The following is a 20,328-nucleotide window of genomic DNA, read 5'->3' as shown; positions in this document are numbered from 1 at the left end:
TCGTCCACAGCGCCGCCCGCACCAAGCCTATGCCCTATCGGGTCCTCGTCGCTGGATGAGGGTCACGGCTAATCAGGATTTCCATTGCCATCAATAATTAGGTGATCAGCCATTAGTGTAATATCAGCAGCATTTCCTAGGCCGAAACTGGAACTGCTGATATAGCTTCCGTTTCTTATTCTTACTGTTCTAGCTCGAAGTTCTACCCGACCCGCATTTCCTATGCCCAAAACGTCCGAGGTAACAGCAGAGTCATTATTCAGATCCAAAGTGTCAGCGGTAACAGTGATCCCGCCCCTGGCGTTCGTCCCACCAACGTTATCGGCCAAGATGGACGAGCGGTCCTCGACCACGAGCCGCCCGGCCCGGATTCGGATCGTGCCGCCACCATCGCCGCTCGCAGTCACCACAGCTTCGCCGCTCAGGTGCACCGCCCCGGAAACCGCACCGGTGGCCCGGCCCGTCGCGACGGCAACCGCGCCGGGACCGCCCAGCGCCGCCAGCGTGACCCGGCCGGCCTCTGCCTGCAGGATGCCGGCCAAGTTCCCGCTGGCTGCACCTTGGTTCCGGGCCGTGACGGTGACATTGCCGCCCGTGAGCGAGAGCGCCTTGCCTTCTGGCACGGCGAGCACGCTCCGGTCGACCGTGACCGGCGCCGGCCTCGCACCCAGAAACCCGAACGCCTGTGGCGCCGCCACCGAGAGCACGCTCCCGCCCGGCGCACGCGCGCTGAACACCGCCCCGTCGGCAAAGCGCAGCTCGTCGGCGGTGCTGGCATGGAACGAGCCCTGCACCGCCAGCCGGGCATCGGGGCCGAACAGGATGCCCGCGGGATTGAGCAGCCAGAGATCGGCGCCGGGGACCTTCGAGCGCAGGGTGCCGTCGATGGTGGATGGCGCGCCGCCGGTGACCCGGCCGATGATGTTCCTGAGCCCCGAAGGCCCGGTGAAGGTGACCCGCTGCCCCTCTTCGACCCCGAAGCGGGCGAAGCTGTGGAACAGGTTTTTGCCGCGGGTCTGGCCGAGCCGGGCGGGGATCGTCACCTCCGGACCGGCAAGGCGCAGCCTGGGCCCGAGCGTGCCGTCGGTCGCCACCTCGGCATGACCCAGGGCCGGCCCCAGCAAAGCTATGCCCAGCGCCAGCCCAAGAGGCCTGCTGCAGTCTCTGCGCCGTGCCACGGTGCCCGTCCCTGCCGTCCCGACCGGTTGGGCATCTTCTTATACGCAGGCATGCACCGCAAGCCAGGAGGCTGGATCCCGAAGCTCGATGACCGCAGCGAACGAGAACGGTCAGCGCAGCGCCGCGAGTTCGAGGGATTGAACATAGCTTCTGTATCTCGTCATGACGCCCTCTCCGGTCCGGGGTCGGGCATCTTCCTTACTTTGATACGCCGGGACAGTTCTGGCATGGCCTATGAAGCGGTTAACAGCGGACGGTCCCAACCCACGGCTATATCTGAGGGCGCATCGCGCCGTCTTGGCGCCATAGACGAGAAACAGAAGATGAAGACAAGTGCACGGCTCGATCAGCGCAACTCCTGTCGTGGAGAAAAGGCAACCTATGCTTCTTAAGAAATCACCTGTACTGCTATCTAGATTAATCTTTTTGTTTGCCAGTATGAATAGTTCATGCTGATGATGCGACTGAAAATATGCAAATCAAGTAAAAGAAACACCATACATCCAATCAACATTTGAACAAAATAGTACTCAATTCTAAAGAATTGGATACAATCACTGCTGGATCAATCTGGACTTAGGCTGCAGGCAGAAATCTACCGATATGTATTACTATGATGGTCCTGTTTCTGGCAGCGGCAGGCTAGTTGGCAGGACCAATCCCGCGTGTCGCTGTTCATACCTGGTGCGCTAGTCGCGGTAGGGGCGAGTCGTAAGGCCCGCCCCACACGCAGATACCGGCGCGCCCGATTCGGGCACCGGGCTTCATTGTAGGCTCCTTTGCTTCTCCTTCATGGCGTGTATTGCTCGAACATGGCTTCCTTTTACGGGAATCGGCGGCGATCCTTGATCGCGGCCAGGGTCGTGGCCTCGTCCGCCCCGATCAGGCGCGCATGGCCGACGATGTCGACGGCCAGAATCGCCGCCAGCCGGCGCTCCACATGGACGGTCGCCATGGCGTTCTCCGAGCCGAAGCCGGGAGAATACCACAATAGTAAATCGACGGAACGGGCCAAGTGCCCGGCAGCAACTGCTGCCGCCGGGCCGCGGGAGCCGCTCCGGCCTCAGTGCGCCACCATGACGTGGCGTGCCACCGTGTAGTCCTCGAGCGCGTAAAGCGACATGTCCTTGCCGTAGCCCGAGCGCTTGAAGCCGCCGTGGGGCATCTCGTTGCAGAGCATGAAGTGGGTGTTGATCCAGGTGCAGCCATATTGCAACGCAGCGGCCACCTGCATGGCCTTGCTGACGTCCTTCGTCCAGACACTGGAAGCGAGGCCGTACTCGCTGTCGTTGGCGAACCGGATCGCCTCCTCCGCGTCCTTGAAGCGGGTGACGGAGACGACGGGGCCGAACACCTCCTTCCTGACGATCTCGTCCTCCTGCCGCGCGCCCGCGACCAGGGTCGGCTCGTAGAAAAAGCCGCTGCCCTGCCCGGCCCGGCCGCCGGTCACGATCTCCATGTGGCCGGCCTGCTTCGCGCGCTCGACGAAGCCCGCGACCCGCTCGCGCTGGCGGCTGCTGATGAGGGGGCCGATGTCCATGCCCTCGCCCGAGGGCTCGCCCCATTGGATCGAGGACACGGCCGCGGCGAGGTCGGCCACGAGCCGGTCGTGGATCTTGCCACCGGCATAGACCCGGCAGGCGGCGGTGCAGTCCTGGCCGGCATTGTAGTAGCCGAACACCTTGATGCCGTTCACCACGGCCTCGAGGTCGGCATCGTCGAAGACGATGACGGGCGCCTTGCCGCCGAGCTCGAGGTGGGTGCGCTTGGTGGTGGCGGCCGCCGCCTGCAGTACCTTGGTGCCGGCCTCGGGGCTGCCGGTGAGCGAGACCATGCGCACGCGCGGATGGGAGACGAGCGGAGCACCCACGCTGTCGCCGCGGCCGGTGACGACGTTGACGACCCCGGCGGGGTAGATGGCGGCCAGGATCTCGGCGAGCTTCAGGGTGGTGAGCGGAGTCTGCTCGGAGGGCTTGAGGACGACCGTGTTGCCGGCGGCAAGGGCGGGAGCGAGCTTCCAGGCCGCCATCATCAGGGGGTAGTTCCAGGGTGCGACCGAGGCCACGACGCCCACCGGATCGCGGCGAATCATGCTGGTGAGGCCCGGCAGGTACTCGCCGGCGGCAAGACCCGGCGCGCAGCGGGCGGCACCGGCAAAGAAACGGAAGCAGTCGATGATGGCGGGCAGCTCGTCGCCGAGTGCCTTCGCGGGCGGCTTGCCGCAGTTTCTGGATTCGAGCGCCGCGAACGCCTCGGCCTCGCGCTCGATCGCGTCCGCCACCTTGAGCAGCATGAGCGAGCGCTCCTGCGGTGTCGTGCGGGCGAAGCGCGGGAAGGCGGCGTCGGCCGCGGCCACGGCCTCCTCGATCTGGGAGAGCGAAGCCTCGGGCACCGTGGCGATGGTCTCGCCCGTGGCGGGATCGAGGATCGCCTCCTCCGCCCCCTCGCCCTTCACGAAGCTGCCGTTGATGAGCAGATCGGTCTGCATGGGTTGTCCTCTCCCTGATGTCGCTGGCACCGGTTTTGGGGCGGCGGCACCGAGCTGGCAAGCGGCGGCGCTCGCGGTATGCCGGTATCGGGGCCGAAGGAAGGAGACGGGCGAATCGCCGATCCGGCGGTTCGCCAGCCCGAGCGGCCGAGGACGCTCGACGCGTTCCTCGTCCGGGATGCGCAGCCGCGTGCGGACGACACGCTCTACGAGCTGTTCGATAGCCATCCGGTGGCCATGGCCGAAGCCGCTCTCGTTTCGCCCGCAGCCGGTGCGACCCGGGCCTGCTGGAATATCATTGTACCTCGGGGCGGCAGGAGAGACGGCGGCAAGGGAAAACAGGCATCCAGATCGAGACGGACGGCGAGCGGATCGGCCGAGACGCATGCAGCCGGCCGGGCCATCCGCACCCGCTCGTGGCTGTCCGGAGCATCTGCCTACCTCCCGCCGCCCGCCACGCTCTCCGTCCCACGGGTGAGCCAGTAGGCGCCGAGGATCGGGAGGAAGGTCACGGCGATGACGAAGACGGCGACCACGTTAGTCACGGGGCGCTGGCGCGGGCGGACGAGTTCGCTGAGCATCCAGATCGGCAGCGTGGTCTGCTGGCCGGCGGTGAAGGTGGTGACGATGACCTCGTCGAAGGAGAGGGCGAAGGCGAGCATGCCGCCGGCGAGGAGTGCCGTGGCGATGTTGGGAAGGATGACGTAGCGGAAGGTCTGGAAACCGTCGGCTCCCAGATCCATCGAGGCCTCGATCAGGGAGGGCGCGGTGCGGCGCAGCCGCGCGATGACGTTGTTGTAGACCACGACGATGCAGAAGGTCGCGTGGCCGACGACGATGGTCCAGAAGCCGAACGGCACGTCCAGCACGCCGATGGTGGAGCGGAGCGCGATGCCGGTGACGATACCCGGCAGGGCGATAGGCAGAACCAGGAGCAGGTTGACGGCGTCGCGGCCGAAGAAGCGGGAGCGCCACAAGGCGGCGGCCGCGAGCGTGCCCAGGATCAGGGCGAGGAGGGTCGCCATCAGGCCGACGCGGACCGAGAGCAGGAGCGCGTTCCAGATGTCCTGCCGCTCCCAGGCGACGGCGAACCAGCGCAGCGTGAGGCCCGGCGGCGGGAACTGGTAGCTCTTGTCCTCGGTGGTGAAGGCGTAGAGCAGGATGAAGGCCATGGGCACGTGAAGGAACAGGAGCCCGGCCGCGGCGGCGAGCTTCAAACCCAGGCCGGCTTCAGAGCGCATCGAACGCTCCCAGGCGCTTCGCGGCCCATAAATAGACGGCCATGATCGCGATCGGCACGATCGAGAAGGCGGCGGCGAGCGGGATGTTCCCGGCCGTGCCCTGCTGGATGTAGACGGCCTGGCCGATGAACAGGCTCGACGTGCCGACGATGTAGGGGACGATGTAGTCGCCGAGTGTCAGCGAGAAGGTGAAGATCGAGCCGGCGGCGATGCCGGGCAGGGCCAGAGGCAGGATCACGGTGCGGAAGGTCTGGCGGGGCTTGGCACCCAGGTCGGCCGAGGCCTCGATCAGGGAAGGCGGCACGCGCTCGAGTGCTGCCTGCACCGGCAGGATCATGTAGGGCAGCCAGATATAGGTGAAGACCAGGAACATGCCGAGATAGGAGACCGAGAGCGACGGGCCGCCGATGACGGGCAGGGCCAGGACGGCGTCGAGGAGCCAGGCGAGGCCGGTCGTCTGCGCCGCCCAGTTGACGATGCCCTCCTTGGCCAGGATCAGCTTCCAGGCATAGACGCGCACGAGATAGCTCGACCAGAGCGGCAGCATCACGGCGAGGTAGAACAGGGCCTTGAGCTTTTGGCCCGCGAAGCGGGCGGCCATGTAGGCGATCGGGAAGGCGATCACGGCGCAGGCGAGCGTCACGGCAGCCGCCATGGCGACCGTGCGCAGGATGATGTCGAGATTGGCGCGCTGGGTCAGAAGCTCGATATAGGCCGTCACACCGAGTTCGTGGACGACCTGGCCCGAGAATTCGTCGAGGCGGAAGAAGCTGTGGGCGAGAAGGGCGATGAGCGAGCCCAGATAGACCACGCCGAGCCACAGGAGCGGCGGGAGCAGGAGGAGGAGCGTGAGCCAGGCGCCGTGCCGCCAGAGCCAGGTGGACAGGCGGCGGCGGGCGAGGCCCCGGCGCTGCGGCGCCGGCAGGGCAGCGGAGGCGATGGCGCTCACGCCACGGGCCCTTCCCGAAGCGGCTGCATGGCGGCGGCAGACCAACCCAGACGCACGCGGCTGCCGCGCTCCGGGCGGCTCAGGGCGCCGTCGTTGCGGCGCTCGACGACGAGGACCGGGCCGCCGTCGAGCACCACGTCGAGGCGGGTGCTCGCACCGTGGTACTGGGTCTCGACCACGGTGCCTTCCACCGTGATCTCGGCCGCATCGGTGAGGGCTATCCGCTCGGGGCGGAGCGAGAAGGCCTGGCGGCGGCCGAACAGGCGCTCGGCCGTCGCCGGATCGAGGATGTTGGCGCTGCCGACGAAGCCGGCGACGAAGGCCGTGGCTGGACGCTCGTAGACCTCCTCCGGTGTTCCAACCTGCTCGATCCGGCCCCGGTTGAACACGGCGACGCGGTCGGCCATGCCGAGCGCCTCGCCCTGGTCGTGGGTGACGAAGACGAAGGTGATGCCCACCTTGCGCTGCAAGGCCTTGAGCTCGGTCTGCATCTGCTGGCGGAGCTTGAGGTCGAGCGCACCCAAGGGCTCGTCGAGCAGCAGGACCTCGGGCTCGAGCACGAGGGCGCGCGCCAGCGCCACGCGCTGGCGCTGGCCGCCCGAGAGCTGCGAGGGGCGACGCCGGCCGTGCTCGCCGAGCGCCACGACCTCGAGCATGGCCTGGGCGCGGCGGTAGCGTTCGGCCTTGGGCACGCCCTTGACCATGAGGCCGTAGGCGACGTTGTCGAGCACGTTCAGGTGCGGGAACAGGGCGTAATCCTGGAAGACCGTGTTCACCGGCCGCTCGTAGGGTGGGACGCCCTGCATCGGCTTGCCGTGGAGCAGGATCTCGCCGGCATCGGGCTGCTCGAAGCCGGCGATCAGGCGCAGGCACGTCGTCTTGCCGGAGCCCGAAGGCCCGAGCATGGCGAAGAACGTGCCGTCCTCGATCTCGAGGCTGACGCCGTCCACCGCGCGCACCTCGCCGAAGGTACGGCTCACCTGCCGGAGCTGAACCGCGACGGTCATGAAGCCGTGCGCTCCGTCAGCGGCCGCCCAGGATGGCGATGTAGTCGGTGACCCAGCGATAATAGGGGACGCAGCCCTCGCTCTGGGTGGCGCACTTCGCGACCGGCGTGCGCCAGAAGTGGATCTTGTCGAAATCCTCGATGCCGTTGGTCCTGCAGCCCTCGGGGCCCAAGAGTTCGTTGCCCTCGCAGGCGGCGGGCACGGCCGGGACCGAGCCGAACCAGGCGGCGAGGTCGCCCTGGAGCTTCTTCGAGAGCGAGTGCTCGAGCCACATATAGGCGCAATTCGGGTGCTCGGCCTCGGCATGCATCATGGTGGTGTCGGCCCAGCCCGTGGCACCCTCCATAGGAATCGTGCTGGCGACGGGCTGCCCCTTGCTCTTCAGCAGGTTGACCTGGAACGGCCAGGAGCCCGAGGCGACGACACCCTCGTTGGTGAAGTCGTCCACCTGCACCATCGCGTCGTGCCAGTAGCGCTGGACGAGGCCGTGCTGCTGGCGCAGGAGGTCCAAGGCCGCCTTGTACTGCGCCTCGGTGAGCTCGTAAGGGTCCTTGATGCCGAGCTCGGGCTTGCGGTGCATGAGGTAGAGGGCGGCATCGGCGATGTGGATCGGCCCGTCGAACGCCTGCACCCGGCCCTTGTTGGACTTGCCGTCGGGCAGCGTCTGCTCCTCGAACACCACGCTCCAGGACCTGGGCGGCTCCTTGAACACCTGCGTGCTGTACATCAGCACGTTCGGACCCCACTGGTAGGGCACGCCGTAGTGCCTGCCGTTCACCGTGTGCCAGGGGGCGTTCTGCAGGCGCGGATCGATCGTCTTCCAGGACGGGATCAGGTCGATGTTGATCTCCTGCACCTTCTTGCCGGCGACGAGCCGCAAGGAGGCGTCGCCCGAGGCGGTGACGAGGTCGAAGCCGCCCTCGTTCATGAGCGCCACCATCTCGTCCGAGGTGCCGGCGGTCTTGACGCTGACCTTGCAGCCGGTCGCCTTCTCGAAGCCCGTGACCCAGTCATAGGCCTTGTCGGTATCGCCCCGCTCGATGTAGCCGGGCCAGGCCACGATGTTGACCTGCCCCTCGCCTTTGCCGATCTCCTTCACCATCGCGAAGCCGGGGGTCGTCGCCAGGGCCACGCTGCCGGCGAGGCTCACGGCCGCCACGAGACGCCGCGTCATGCTTGTCCGCTCCCTGCGTTTGCTGCCGCCGCGCTCGAACGGCGCCGGCGTGCCGTCGCCGACAATGGCGCGCCAAAGAGCTGAAAGCAAACGGGAAGTGGAGCAGTCCCGCGCGCCTCGGGCTACCAGAGCGTCGCCACCCCATAGGCCTGGAACATGCCATCGTCGCTGATGATGGTAGCGCCCGGGCGCAGCGGCTGGGCGATGAGCATCCGATCCATCGGATCCTTATGGATCGGCGGCAGGGCATTGGCCGTTTCGGCATCCTGCCGGATGAGCGGCACCGGAACGAAGCCCCGTGCCTGCAGATAGCCGCCGAGGCTCCCGCCCGCCACGGGCAAGGGCAGCAGCTTGCCGAATGCTACCTTGCGCGTGAGCTCCCAAACGGTGATGGCAGAGACGGCGATGCTCTCGTCCCGCATCGCGGCCATCCCGCGGGGGGCGGGCCGGTGCCGGTGAAGAGCGCGACGAGCGCGCAGGCGTTGTAGCCCAGAGGGCGGCGGTTGACCGCCACCCGGCGCCGGCGCAGGCTCCGGCGTATCCGGGGCAAGAACGAGCGGGGACGATCATGCCGGTCCGCCTCACCTTTCACGGCGCCGCCTCGACGGTGACCGGCAGCTGCTGCCTCGTCGAGCACGCGGCCGGGCGGTTCCTCGTCGATTGCGGGCTGTTCCAGGGCACGAAGACGGTGCGCGAGCTGAACTACGGCAAGTTCCCGTTCGCACCGCCCGGCGTCGACTACGTGCTCCTCACCCACGCCCACATCGACCATGCCGGGCTGCTGCCGAAGCTGCGCAAGCACGGGTTCAAGGGGCCGATCATCGCGACCGAGCCCACGATCGATCTCTTGCGCTTCATGCTGCCGGACAGCGGCCACATCCAGGAGAGCGAGGTGGAGCGGCTCAACCAGCGCAACCGGCAGCGCGGGCGGCCCCTGGTCGAGCCGATCTACACCGAGCGCGACGCCGAGCGCTGCCTCGAGCAGACCCGCGCTTGCGACTACGATCGCTGGCTCGAGCCGGGACCGGGCGTGCGGGCGCGCTACCGGGATGCCGGCCATATCCTGGGCTCGGCCTCGATCGAAGTCGAGGTCGGGGACGACGACGGGACGCCCGTGCGGCTCCTGTTCTCGGGCGATCTCGGACCCGACGAGACCACGTTCCACACCGCCCCGCGCGGGGTCGCCGGCATGGACTTCGTCATCGTCGAGAGCACCTACGGCGATCGCGACCGCGAGGACGTCACGGTCGAGCAGCGGCGCGCCCGGCTGGCGCGCGAGATCCGGGACGCGCTGGCCGCGGGCGGCAATCTTCTGATCCCGGCCTTCGCCGTCGAGCGCAGCCAGGAGCTGATCTACACGATCCTGGAGCTGATGCGCGCAGGCGAGATCCCTGAAGCCAGGGTATTCCTCGATTCGCCGCTGGCCGTGCGGGCGAGCGAGGTGTTCGCGCGGCATCGCGATTCGCTGGCCGAAGGCCAGGACCTGCATATGGTGTTCGCCGATCCGCGGCTGACCTTCACCGAGACCACCGAGGCCAGCAAGGCGCTCAACGCGATCACCTCGGGCGCGATCATCCTCGCCGCGAGCGGCATGTGCGAGGCCGGGCGCATCCGCCACCACCTGAAGCACCATCTCTGGCGCGCGGAATCGACCGTCCTGTTCGTGGGCTACCAGGCGCCGGGGACGCTGGGCCAGCTCATCCTCGCGGGCGAGCCTTCGGTCCGGGTCGAGGGCGAGGAGGTGGTGGTGCGGGCACGCATCCGCGCCATCGATGCCTTCTCCGCCCATGCCGACCAGAAGGAACTCCGGCGCTGGGTGGAAAGCTGCCTGCCGGTGAAGGGCGGGCTGTTCCTGATCCATGGCGAGCCCGGGGCCATGACCGCGTTCAGGACGCAGCTCGCCGGGATCGGGGTCGATCCCACGCTCGTGCACCTGCCGGCCCTCGATGCCGCATTCGCGCTCGCAGCCGGCGCACCGCCGCGGCTCCTGCCGGGCCCGTCGCGCCTGCCACCGGAGGCGGCGGCGCTCCCGGCCGACTGGCACAACGCCTATGCCCGGCTGCTCCTCGATCTCGGCCGCCGGCTCAAGGGGCTCGGGGACGATGCGGCGCGCATGGCGCTGCTCGAGCGGCTGCGGCGCGAGCTGGACGCTTCCTGATGCTCAGGCAGCGGTGCGCAGGCCGATGCGGGAGGCGAGGAGGCCCATGAGACGGGCCGGATCGACGGGCTTGGCGAGGCAGTCGTCCATCCCGGCCTCGCTGCAGGCCGCGACCTCCTCGGCGAGGACGGCCGCCGTGAGCGCCACGATCGGCGTTGCGGCATTGGGACCGTCGCTCGCACGGATGGCGCGGGTCGCGGCGAGCCCGTCCTGGCGCGGCATGTGCACGTCCATGAGGATCAGGTCGAAGGACTCGCGCGCGGCGAGCTCGACCGCCTCGACTCCGTCCGCGGCCAGCACCACCTCCTGGCCCTGGCCACGCAGGAGAGCGTCGAGCAGCAGCCGGTTGGTGGCGATGTCGTCGACCACGAGGATGCGGCCACGGCGCAGGGGTGCGCCGCCGGCGGCCGGACGGACCGGCTCGGCCTCGGCACGCGCCGGCGCGAGCACACGCGCGAACGGCAGCTCGACCCAGAACGTGCTGCCCACGCCGGGCGTGCTCCGCGCCCCGATCCGTCCGCCCATGAGATCGGCGAGACGCTTGCAGATCGCGAGGCCGAGACCGGTGCCGCCGAAGCGCCGGGTGATCGACTGATCGGCCTGCTCGAACATGACGAACAGCTTGGGCAGGCGCTCGGGCGCTATGCCGATGCCGGTATCCTCGATCTCGAACCGGAGCCGCAGCTTGTCTTCCTCCTCGCCGATCAGGGTGGCGCGCAGCGTGATCCCGCCCCTCTCGGTGAACTTGGCGGCATTGCCCAAAAGGTTCGTCAGGATCTGCTTGAGGCGGATCGCATCGCCCGCGACCCGGTCCGGCACCCCGTCGCCGATCTCGAGGCGAAAGGCGAGCCCGCGCTCGGCGCCCAGGAGCCGTGCCGTCTCGAACGTGCCCGAGATCAGCTCGCGCAGCGCGAACGGCGCGATCTCGAGGCTGGCCTTGCCGGCCTCGAGCTTGGAGAAATCGAGAATGTCGTTGATGATGGCGAGCAGCATCCGGCCGGTGTCGCGGATGATCGCGACCTGGTGGCGCTGCCCCTCCCCGAGATCGGTATCCGCGAGCAGGTCGGCGAAGCCCAGGATGGCGGTGAGCGGGGTCCTGATCTCGTGGCTCATCGTGGCGAGGAAGGCCGATTTCGCCCGCTCGGCCGCCTCCGCCCGCTTGCGCTGGGTGACATCCTCGACGACGGCGCCTACGGCGATCGTGGTCCCGCTCGGGTCCTTGATGGGGAAATAGCTCGCGACGAACGTCTGCTGGACGCCGGGAGCCGCCGGGGTCTCGAACGTGAGCTCGAGCGCCCGGCTGGCGTTGCCGGTATCGAGAACCCGGCGCAGCAACGGCTCCAGGGCCGGCCACCCGTCCGGCAGGATTTCCTCGACCGTCCGGCCGATATGGTCCCGCGGCGCGCGACCGTTGATGCGGGCGAGGTGCGGGTTGATCCGCAGGTAGCGGAATTGCGGGTCCAGCACGGCCAGGCCGATCGGTGCCTGGTCGTAGAGGGCCTGCAGCTCGCTCAGCTGCAGCGTTGCCCGCGCCTCGCTCTCGCGCAGGCGCTGCTCGATGGCCTTGTGCTCGTCGATATCGACCACGGTGCCGGCCAGCCGCAGGGCCCTGCCCTCGCTGTCCTGTTCCAGGACGAGCGCATGATCCTCGACCCAGCGATAGTTGCCGTCCTTCGCCAGCATCCGGTATTGCAGGATGATGCGATCGTCGCCCGAGGCGATGAACCCGGCCATCGCCGCCTCGACCCAGGTGCGGCCGTCGGCATGGACGAAGGCGAGCCAGTCGGAGCCGGTGCCCTCGTCGAGCTCGGCTGCGGTCCAGCCCAGCCACGTCCCCTCGAGCCCCTCGATCCGGGTGCGGCCCCGGGGGACGTCGTATTCCCAGGCGATCTGGCGCCCCGCCGCGAGCGCCTGCACGAGCAGCCCCTGGCGCCGCTGCAGAACCGCCACCAGCGCCTGCAACGCGTGGGCCAGCCGGCCGACCTCGGGCGGGCACCTCGCCACAGGCAGCGCGGGCACGGAGCGTCCGGCCGCATAGGCCTCGGCCGCATCGACCAGAACGTCGATCGGCCGCGTGATGGCGGTCGCCACCGGCAGGGTGAACAGCAGCGTGATCAGGACGGCCAGCCCGCCGATCACGATCAGGAACGTCTCCAGCCGCCGGAGCGGCCCCGCGACCGCTGCGAGATCGCTCTCGAGGACGACGGTCCAGCCCAGATCGATGCCCTGGATGGCAGGTACCGGCACGCGCAGCACCGCATGATCACGGCCTGTGGGATCGCTGTCCACGGCATCGTCGTCCCGGCTGCCGGCCATCGTGCTCTGCAGCCAGGACGGGAGCGGCTCGCCGAAGCGGGTGCGGCCGCTCCGATCGATCACCGACAGCCTGGCTCCGACCTCGGTCTCGACCCGGGTCGTGAGATCCCGGACCAGATCCTCGAGGTGAGCGTCATCGAGATAGGCCAGAAGCACGCCGCGAAGGCGGCCCTGCGGGTCGAGAACGGGAGCGGACAATCTCAAGAGCTGCAGCGGCTTGCCATCTTGCGCCTTCGGCAGCGCATCGAGGATGGCGGCTTCCGGCACGTCGTCGATCTCGGGCGCCCGTACCGCGCGCTCGAACCAACCGCCCCCTTCGAGTCTGCGCCCTTCCATCAGTCCCGTGGTGTCGAGCCGGACCGTACCGTCCGGCCCGGCGACGCCCAGCCAGACATAGCCGTTCCGGCCGGCCATGAAGCTCGCGAGCCAACGGCGCTGGATCGTCCGGTCGTCCGCGGTCTCCAGCACCGGCGCGGATCGGGCGATGCGGACGATGTCGGCCAGTTTGTCCTCGACGCCGCGGGCGAGATCGAGGGCAGCGTAATGCATGGCGTCCCGCAGCCGCTGGTCCGCCTGACGGCGGACCTCTGGCAGGAGCCCGAGATGCACGAGCATGAGCAGCGCCATGGTCAGGCCGCATACGATCCCGGTCACGAGCAGCGCGATCCGGTTGCGGATGCAGAGGGAAGGCAGGCGCATCGGGCTTTTCTCAAGGCGTAGGCCGGCGGGCCGACCGCCGGTATAACGCCAAGCAAGGCAACCGTCGCAAGGCGAAAATTGCCTCACCTCTCGGCATGGAAGTCCGGGGCGCTCCGGTGCGAAGCGGCGGCTCTACTCCTTCACAGCGCCCGTGAGGCTCGAGACGTAGTACTCGACGAAGAAGGAATAGAAGACGGCGACCGGGATCGAGCCCAGGAGCGCGCCGGCCATGAGCGAGCCCCAGTGATAGACGTCGCCCTCGACGAGCTGGGTCAGCACGGCCACAGGGACCGTCTTCTTCTCGGCCGACTGGATGAAGGCGAGCGCATAGATGAACTCGTTCCAGGAGAGCGTGAAGGCGAAGATCCCGGCCGAGATCAGCCCCGGCACGGCCAGGGGCAGCGTGATCCGCCACAGGATCTGGAGCCGCGAGGCGCCGTCGATAAGGGCGCACTCCTCGAGCTCGTAGGGGATCGACTTGAAGTAGCCGATCAGAAGCCAGGTGCAGAACGGGATCAGGAAGGTGGGATAGGTCAGGATCAGGGCGATCGGGCTGTCGTAGAGGCCGAGCTTGAAGACGATCGTGGCGAGCGGAATGAACAGGATCGAAGGCGGGACGAGATAGGCGAGATAGATCGCGAGCCCCAGATAGTTGCTGCCCCTGAAGCGCAGGCGCTGGATGGCGTAGGCTGCGAGCACCGAGGCCGCGATGGAGAGCAGCGTGGCCACCACCGCCACGGTCATGGTGATCGTGAGCCAGCGCGGATAATCGGTCTCGAACAGGAGGCGGTTGATGTTGGCGAGTGTCGGCGAGTGGACCCAGAACGGGTTGTAATCCTTGTAGTTGTAGAGCTCCTCGTTCGACTTCAGCGCCGTGACCGCCATCCAGTAGAATGGGAACAGGAGCACGATCACGAAGCAGGAGAGCGGCAGCCAGATCGTGACGATTCGGCGCGGGATCGACTCCCACTGGATCACGCCGGTGCGCTCGGGGACAACGACGGCGGGCGACGCGTCGTCGGCGGGCATGGTGCGGTCAGTCATCGCGGGCTCCCTGCTGCCACTTCCGGTGCGCCAGCGCGAAGTAGCTGAAGACGGTGGCGGCGATCAGGAACGGGATCATGGCAACGGCAATGGCAGCCCCTTCGGCGAGCTGGCCACCCGGGATCGCGCGCTGGTAGGCGAGGGTCGCCATGAGGTGGGTCGCGTTGACGGGGCCACCGCGGGTGATGGCGTAGACGAGCTGGAAGTCGGTGAAGGTGAAGATCACCGAGAAGGTGAGCACCACGGCCAGGATCGGCATCAGCATCGGGAAGGTGACGTGCCGGAAGCGCTGCCAGGGCGAGGCGCCGTCGATCATCGCCGCCTCGTAGAGCGAGGGCGAGATGGTCTGGAGGCCCGCCAAGAGGCAGATCGCGACGAAGGGGATGCCGCGCCAGATGTTGGCGGCGATCAGCGAGAAGCGCGCATTCCAGGGCTCGCCCAGGAAGTTGATGTAGCTGTCGCGCCAGTGCAGCACATCCACGAGGATGTAGGAGATGATCGAGAACTGAGGGTCGTAGATCCACCAGAAGGCAATGGCCGAGAGCACGGTCGGCACGATCCAGGGGATCAGGAGGATCGCACGCAGGAACGACTTGAACGGCAGGTTGTGGTTGAGGATGAGCGCCAGCCATAAGCCCAGCGCGAACTTGCCGATGGTGGCGACCACCGTGTAGAGCAGCGTGTTGCCGACCGCGAGCCAGAAGACCGGGTCTTCCGCGAGATAGCGATAATTGTCGAGCCCGACGAACTCGCCGTCCGTGCCGATGGTGGTGTCGGTGAAGGCGAGCCACAAGCCCAGGCCCAGGGGATAGGTGAGGAACAGGATCAGGATGCCCAGGGCCGGGGTCAGGCACAGGACGATGAGGAACGTCTTGTTGTCGAACAGCCGGGCGAGCCAGCCGGCCTGCCGTCGAGGAATCAGGGTATCGGCGGTTGCCGCCATGGCCGCCTCCGGAATGCGAGGGTGAAACGATGGCCGCCGGCCGTCGGACCGGCCGGCGGCCTCATGGGCGGACGTTCAGGACTTATAATAGCGCTTGGCGCGGCGCTCGGCTTCCCTCGCAGCGTCCTCGGGTGTCGCCTGCCCGGTCGCCACCGCGGCCACCATCTGGACGATGACGAAGTCGGCGAGCACGGCGGCCGAGGCCTCGCCGAGGGTGCCCTTGTAGGAGTCCCACAAGGCGTCGGCGAGCACGTGCTTGTAGGGCTCGTGCTTGGGATCGACGCTCCAGATCGCGGCCCCGTCATAAGCCTTGAGCGGGTGGTTCCAGTAGCCGATCGAGGCCGTGAGCCAGGGCTCGTACTGCTCCTTCTCCATCATGAAGCGGAGATATTCCTTGGCCGCGTTCGGGTACTTGGTGTGCTGGAACACCATCGAGTTGACGATGAGCGCCCGCTCGGTCGGCCGGCCCACGGGGCCGATCGGCATGGCGGCGTGGTAGATGTCCTCGGCCATGGCCTTGACGGCCGGATCCTGCGAATTCTTGGCGGCATAGTAGATCGAGATGCCGTTGCCGGTACCCGAGATCTCGCCGGCGAGGAACGCCTTGTTGTTCGAGGGATCGAGCCAGGAGGCGGCACCGGCCACGAAGGTCTCGGCGAGTGCCTTGCCGTATTTCAAGGCCTCGATCGTCTCCTTGCTGTTGATCGTGACCTTGTTGTCCTCGTCGGTGAGCGCCCCGCCGAAGGTCCAGATCAGCCAGTGGCACCAGGAATTGGCATCCCCCACGGCGTTGCCGAGCGCGAAGCCGATCGGATGTCCCTTCGCCTTCAGCTTCCGGCACATGTCGAGGAAGCCGTCGAGATCGCGCGGCGGCTGCTCGTAGCCCGCCTCGTTGACCCACGACTTCCGGTAGACGAAGCGGTTGCCGGAGCCGCCGATCGGCATCGCGATCCATTTGCCGGTCTTCGGGTCCTGGCCGTATTTCTCGACGATCGGCCACCAGCCGCCGTACTTCTCGCCGAGATAGGTCGCAAGGTCGGTGAGGTCGAGGCAGCGGCTCGCGAACTTGTGCGGATCGTCCGACCAGGCCAGCACGATGTCGGGACCGCTGCCGATGGCGGCCGCGGTCGCGGTCTTGGGGCGAAGATCCTCCCAGCTCTCGCTGTCGACCTTCACCTCCACGCCGTATTGCTGGCTGAACTTCTTGGTGTTCTCGAGGAACAGCGTCTCGTCGCCCTGCACGAACTTGGCGGGGCGCAGCACCCGCAAGGAAGCGCCCTTCTCGACCGCGTATTGCGGGGCGGGCACGTCCTTCACCGCCACCTCGGCGCGCAAGTTCCCCGATCCGAGGAGCGTAGCGCCGGCCAGAGCGCCGAGGCTCGTCTGCAACGCGTCGCGGCGCGTGAACAACGTCATGTCGTGCTCCCTGATGGCGCGGCCCGGCAACAGGGCCGCCTGCTCTTGGTCTGGCGGCATCCTGCAACAGCCACAATGGTCGCGCAACCGCATGCGCTCCTTAGACGGCGTCTCGGCGAGGCCGTCGGATGGCAGCTCCGGCGCCTCTCAGCGCGGAGCCGTGAGGACGAAGGCGCCGGAGCTACCGGTGAAGAGGCCGGGACCAGGCTTCATGTCGCTGTTCGTGGGCACTTCCATCGGCCGCCAGCCGCTGCAGGCGGCGAGGCTCACGAGGAGGCCGGCGAGGAACGCCAGGCGACGCATCAGAACTTCACCCTGGTGCCGGCGGTACCGACATAGATCGTCTGCGTGCCGGGTCCACCACCGGGATCGAGATCGTAGAGGCGAAAGCCCGCGAACAGCTCCGTGCCGTACCGCTCGATGTTCTGCAGCGCGACGAGGCCGATCGTGGTGCCGTCGTCGCCGTTGCCGGGCGTGTCCTCGTCGAGACCGTAATCGATGCTGAAAGCGGTGGTACCGAAGTCGAAGAACCGGTGCTGCCAGCCGCCCTTGACGTAGTAGAGCCGGCCGGTGCCGTCGTCCTGGTCGCGCGAGGCCGAGGCGGCGGTGAGGTTGAGGCCGGTCGCCGCGTGCAGGATCGAGGCCGAGCCGGCATAGACGAGGTCGATGTCCTCGGCGCTCGGGTCCTGCACGCCGATGCCGGCCGCGGCCTCGACGCCGTGGCCCGTGCCCGCCCAGCGCACGGCCGCTCCCCAGCGCTGGTCGGAACCGTAGGAGAAGGCACCGGTGAGGCCGGCCAGAATCGGCGTGTCATAGCGGATGCGGTCCTGACGGCCGGAATCGAAGTCGGTGAAGACGTTGTTGACCGTGGTCCCGGTGAGATCGTCGTCGTTGTCGCGGAACAGAAGGCCGCCCACGATGTCGCCGGTGGCGGGGTAGGCGAGCACGTCGGTGCCGGAGAGATCGATGCGGGTGATGTCCTTGGTGGCGGGATCGCCCTTGCCGAAGAAGATCGTGCCGTAGTCGGTGTGCTTGAAGATGCCTTCGGTCTTGCGGAACTCGCTCCGCTGGCCGCCCGCCTCGTCGATCTGGCTGACCTCGGCCGAGTTGTTGGGCGAGATCGCGAGCTCGAGGTTGGTGCCGATGCTGGCCTTGTCGCTGAGCTCGGCCGTACCGGTGACGCGCAGGCGCGAGACCGAGACGTTGTTGTCGACGAAATAAGCCTTGGTCTGCTTGCCGTCGTCGGCGAGGTTCAAGAGCCGGTCGATCTGGCCGGTGACCGCGACCCTGACCCTGGGGCTGCCGGACTGGACGAGCGGCTGGTCGACGACGTTGCGGCGCGCCTGCTCGGCCCCCTCCTCCACCTTCGCCCTGGTCCGGGTCTGCTCGCCCTGCAGCTCCTCGAGCCGGCGCTGCAGCTCGCCGATCGTCTGCTGCTGGCGCAGGATCTGCTGGCGCAGCTCCTCGATCTGCCGCTGCACGTCCCGGCTCTGCTGTGCCGTGGCCGACCCGCCCGGAACGGCCGCCAAGGCCGCACCGGCCAGAAGAACGGTCGCGAGCCCCTTTCCCGCCATCCACACCTCTCCATCGCGACGATCATGGGCCCCGCTCCACGGAGCCGCATCCTCGAACGTGCAATGGAACGGTGAGGGTGTCATGACACGACGCCAGGTCGGCTGGCGCTGCCGGCGCCGGCGTTGCCGTCGTGCCACAGAAGGAGAAGGGAGGTCAGCCGCGCCGGCGGCGGCGCTCGGCGCGCGGCTCGGCCTCGCCGGCGGCGGCACCGGGCACCACCACGGGGCCGAGCGCTGCGGCGATGGTGGAGATGTCGGGTACTGGGCCGGCCTCGCCCTCGTCGAGGGCCTTGCGCATCGCCGCGACGTGAGCGGCGGTGGTGCCGCAGCAGCCGCCGACGATCCGCGCGCCGCAAGCGCGCGCGAGCCTGGCATAGTCGGCCATGATCTCGGGCGTGCCGCTGTAGTGGATGTGGCCGTCCTTGTATTCGGGGATGCCGCAGTTGCCCTTGGCGACCACGACGTCGTTCGGGCCGGCGGCGGCCTTGAGGCCGAGCACGGTGGCGAGGAGCTGGCCCGGCCCGGTGCCACAATTGGCGCCGAACGCGACCGGCTGCTGCGGCAGGCGATGCGCCAGCGCCACCGCCGCCTCGGGGGTGACGCCCATCATGGTGCGGCCGTTGGTGTCGAAGCTCAATGTCGTGACGATGGGCAGGCCCGTGCGCGCTGCCCCCTTGACCGCGGCCTCGACCTCTTCGGCGGAGGACATGGTCTCGATCCAGAGCACGTCCACCCCACCTTCGGCCAGGGCCCGTGCCTGCTCGGCAAAGGCCTCTTCCGCCTCGTCGGCGCCGAGGGAGCCAAGAGGCGCGATCAGCTCGCCCGTGGGTCCCATCGAACCCGCGACCACGACCGGCCGCCCGGCCACATCCGCGACCGCGCGCGCGACGCGCGCGGCGGCGCGGTTGAGCTCGCCCACCCGGTCCTGCAGCTCATGCAGCTTGAGGCGGAGGCGATTGCCACCGAAGCTGTTGGTGAGGATGATGTCCGAGCCGGCATCCACGAAGCCCTTGTGGACCGCGGCCACCCGCTCGGGGTGCTCGACGTTCCAGAGCTCCGGGCTGTCGCCGGTGGTGAGGCCCAGCGCGAACAGGCCCGTTCCCATGCCACCGTCGGCCAGAAGGACGGGGCGGGTCTCGAGCAGGGTCTTGAGGCGATCCGACATGCTTCAGGCAACGCTCGCTCTGGCACGGCGCCGCGGGCGGCTGTCCGCCTCGCTGGTCCGGCCGGCGGCACGGCGCCGCTCGCGCAGGCGCTGCACGATCTCGAGCCGCTCGGTCGTGTCGGCGGACGGCCAGCGCGCGATCTCGTGCGTGGTCCGCAGGCACCCTTCGCACATGGCGCGACTGGCGTCGAGGCGGCAAACCCCCACACAAGGCGACGGCACGTAAACGGCTGTCACGGGCGCAAGATCCTCGGGCTCGGGCAGGTCGGCATCCCATCCCTAGCCGAGGCCGGGATCAGGCGGCTGCGTATTTGCGACAGGGCCTGTCCGATCCCCGTCGCAAACGCGACAGGCTACGGCCGCAGCGGCAGTCGTTGACAGCCCGCACGAGCACCCTCAGTCTCTCGGCCACGAGAACCGGCGGGAACGCCGGCCGGGCGCCCGGCAACGCGCGGGCACCGCATCGCTGCTCGGAGGCTGAGCCAGTGCTGAAGTCGATCGATCCGCTCCTGAACGCGGACGTGCTCTATGCGCTTCGTGCCATGGGCCACGGCGACGACGTGGTCTTGTGCGACACCAACTTTCCCGCCGATTCGGTGGCGCGTCAGACCGTCCTGGGCCGCCTTTTGCGGATCGACAACGTGACGGCGGCACGGGCCGCGCGCGCCGTGCTCTCGGTCATGCCGCTCGACGCCTTCGTCGAGACGCCGGTCCTGCGGATGGAGATCGTCGGCCGCCCGGACGAGATCCCGGACGTGCAGCGCGAGGTGCAGGCCGAGATCGATGCCGCCGAGGGCAGGAGCTGGCCCATGGGCTCCATCGAACGGTTCGCGTTCTACGAGCGGGCCAGGAAGGCCTATGCGGTGATCGCCACCGGCGAGCGGCGCTTCTACGGCTGCTTCATCTTCAAGAAGGGCGTCATCGCCCCGGACTGACGACGGACAAGATCCTCCCTCCAGCCCTGCAGCCGGAACC

Annotated in this window: 18 protein-coding genes; 2 read left to right on the top strand and 16 right to left on the bottom strand. The window is 68.2% G+C overall.

The window, feature by feature from the left end; genetic code table 11:
* Positions 1-68 precede the first annotated feature (68 nt).
* The 8 genes from U1T56_RS22500 to U1T56_RS22465 all read right to left on the bottom strand — a co-directional run bounded on the left by U1T56_RS22500 (position 69) and on the right by U1T56_RS22465 (position 8,460).
* Positions 69-1,094, bottom strand: coding sequence for a two-partner secretion domain-containing protein (locus U1T56_RS22500; RefSeq protein ID WP_418161753.1), 1,026 nt, complete (start codon positions 1,092-1,094; stop codon positions 69-71).
* Between the two features lie 908 nt (positions 1,095-2,002).
* The gene (locus tag U1T56_RS22495) at positions 2,003-2,134 is read right to left on the bottom strand and encodes a hypothetical protein (RefSeq protein WP_418161757.1); all 132 of its coding nucleotides are present in this window, start codon (positions 2,132-2,134) and stop codon (positions 2,003-2,005) included.
* A gap of 108 nt (positions 2,135-2,242) precedes the next feature.
* Complete coding sequence (locus U1T56_RS22490; protein ID WP_418161752.1) at positions 2,243-3,667, bottom strand: gamma-aminobutyraldehyde dehydrogenase; 1,425 nt, start codon at positions 3,665-3,667, stop codon at positions 2,243-2,245.
* Between the two features lie 437 nt (positions 3,668-4,104).
* Positions 4,105-4,908: an ABC transporter permease gene (locus U1T56_RS22485; protein ID WP_418161751.1), complete on the bottom strand. Its 804-nt coding sequence runs from the start codon at positions 4,906-4,908 to the stop codon at positions 4,105-4,107.
* Positions 4,898-5,848, bottom strand: a complete 951-nt coding sequence (locus U1T56_RS22480; protein ID WP_418161756.1) for an ABC transporter permease — start codon at positions 5,846-5,848, stop codon at positions 4,898-4,900. Before U1T56_RS22480 ends, U1T56_RS22485 begins: the two co-directional genes overlap by 11 nt.
* Positions 5,849-5,853: 5 nt before the next feature.
* Complete coding sequence (locus U1T56_RS22475; RefSeq protein WP_418161750.1) at positions 5,854-6,864, bottom strand: ABC transporter ATP-binding protein; 1,011 nt, start codon at positions 6,862-6,864, stop codon at positions 5,854-5,856.
* 16 nt (positions 6,865-6,880) lie between these two features.
* On the bottom strand, positions 6,881-8,038 hold the full coding sequence (locus U1T56_RS22470) for an ABC transporter substrate-binding protein (protein ID WP_418161749.1): 1,158 nt from the start codon (positions 8,036-8,038) through the stop codon (positions 6,881-6,883).
* Between the two features lie 122 nt (positions 8,039-8,160).
* A complete protein-coding gene (locus U1T56_RS22465) occupies positions 8,161-8,460 on the bottom strand; it encodes a type II toxin-antitoxin system VapC family toxin (protein ID WP_418161748.1) in 300 nt (99 codons plus the stop codon).
* A 146-nt stretch (positions 8,461-8,606) separates the two neighbouring features.
* Between U1T56_RS22465 and U1T56_RS22460 the strand changes: the two genes are divergently transcribed.
* A complete protein-coding gene (locus U1T56_RS22460) occupies positions 8,607-10,196 on the top strand; it encodes an MBL fold metallo-hydrolase RNA specificity domain-containing protein (RefSeq protein WP_418161747.1) in 1,590 nt (529 codons plus the stop codon).
* A gap of 3 nt (positions 10,197-10,199) precedes the next feature.
* Here the strand turns inward: U1T56_RS22460 and U1T56_RS22455 are convergent, their stop codons facing one another.
* The 8 genes from U1T56_RS22455 to U1T56_RS22420 form a co-directional block, all read right to left on the bottom strand.
* Positions 10,200-13,211: an ATP-binding protein gene (locus tag U1T56_RS22455; protein WP_418161746.1), complete on the bottom strand. Its 3,012-nt coding sequence runs from the start codon at positions 13,209-13,211 to the stop codon at positions 10,200-10,202.
* Positions 13,212-13,343: 132 nt separating this feature from the next.
* Complete coding sequence (locus U1T56_RS22450) at positions 13,344-14,255, bottom strand: carbohydrate ABC transporter permease (protein ID WP_418161745.1); 912 nt, start codon at positions 14,253-14,255, stop codon at positions 13,344-13,346.
* Positions 14,248-15,198 carry a carbohydrate ABC transporter permease gene (locus U1T56_RS22445; protein WP_418161744.1) on the bottom strand — a complete coding sequence of 317 codons (951 nt, stop codon included), beginning with the start codon at positions 15,196-15,198 and terminating at the stop codon, positions 14,248-14,250. The genes U1T56_RS22450 and U1T56_RS22445 overlap by 8 nt, the downstream gene beginning before the upstream one ends.
* A gap of 75 nt (positions 15,199-15,273) precedes the next feature.
* Positions 15,274-16,614, bottom strand: coding sequence for an ABC transporter substrate-binding protein (locus tag U1T56_RS22440; RefSeq protein WP_418161743.1), 1,341 nt, complete (start codon positions 16,612-16,614; stop codon positions 15,274-15,276).
* Positions 16,615-16,761: 147 nt separating this feature from the next.
* A complete protein-coding gene (locus U1T56_RS22435) occupies positions 16,762-16,917 on the bottom strand; it encodes a hypothetical protein (protein ID WP_418161742.1) in 156 nt (51 codons plus the stop codon).
* The gene (locus tag U1T56_RS22430; protein ID WP_418161741.1) at positions 16,917-18,188 is read right to left on the bottom strand and encodes a hypothetical protein; all 1,272 of its coding nucleotides are present in this window, start codon (positions 18,186-18,188) and stop codon (positions 16,917-16,919) included. The genes U1T56_RS22435 and U1T56_RS22430 overlap by 1 nt, the downstream gene beginning before the upstream one ends.
* A 154-nt stretch (positions 18,189-18,342) precedes the next feature.
* Entirely contained in the window at positions 18,343-19,353 is a 1,011-nt protein-coding gene (gene bmt, locus U1T56_RS22425; RefSeq protein WP_418161740.1) for a betaine--homocysteine S-methyltransferase, read from the bottom strand.
* A 3-nt stretch (positions 19,354-19,356) separates the two neighbouring features.
* Positions 19,357-19,527: a DUF1289 domain-containing protein gene (locus U1T56_RS22420; protein ID WP_418161739.1), complete on the bottom strand. Its 171-nt coding sequence runs from the start codon at positions 19,525-19,527 to the stop codon at positions 19,357-19,359.
* Positions 19,528-19,838: 311 nt separating this feature from the next.
* Here U1T56_RS22420 and U1T56_RS22415 point away from each other — a divergent pair, with 311 nt between their 5' ends.
* The gene (locus U1T56_RS22415; protein WP_418161738.1) at positions 19,839-20,288 is read left to right on the top strand and encodes an RbsD/FucU family protein; all 450 of its coding nucleotides are present in this window, start codon (positions 19,839-19,841) and stop codon (positions 20,286-20,288) included.
* Positions 20,289-20,328: the final 40 nt, after the last annotated feature.

The organism is Benzoatithermus flavus, from assembly GCF_037908215.1.
Taxonomy (GTDB): domain Bacteria; phylum Pseudomonadota; class Alphaproteobacteria; order Geminicoccales; family Geminicoccaceae; genus Benzoatithermus; species Benzoatithermus flavus.
This window is presented reverse-complemented; position numbering and strand designations above follow the sequence as displayed.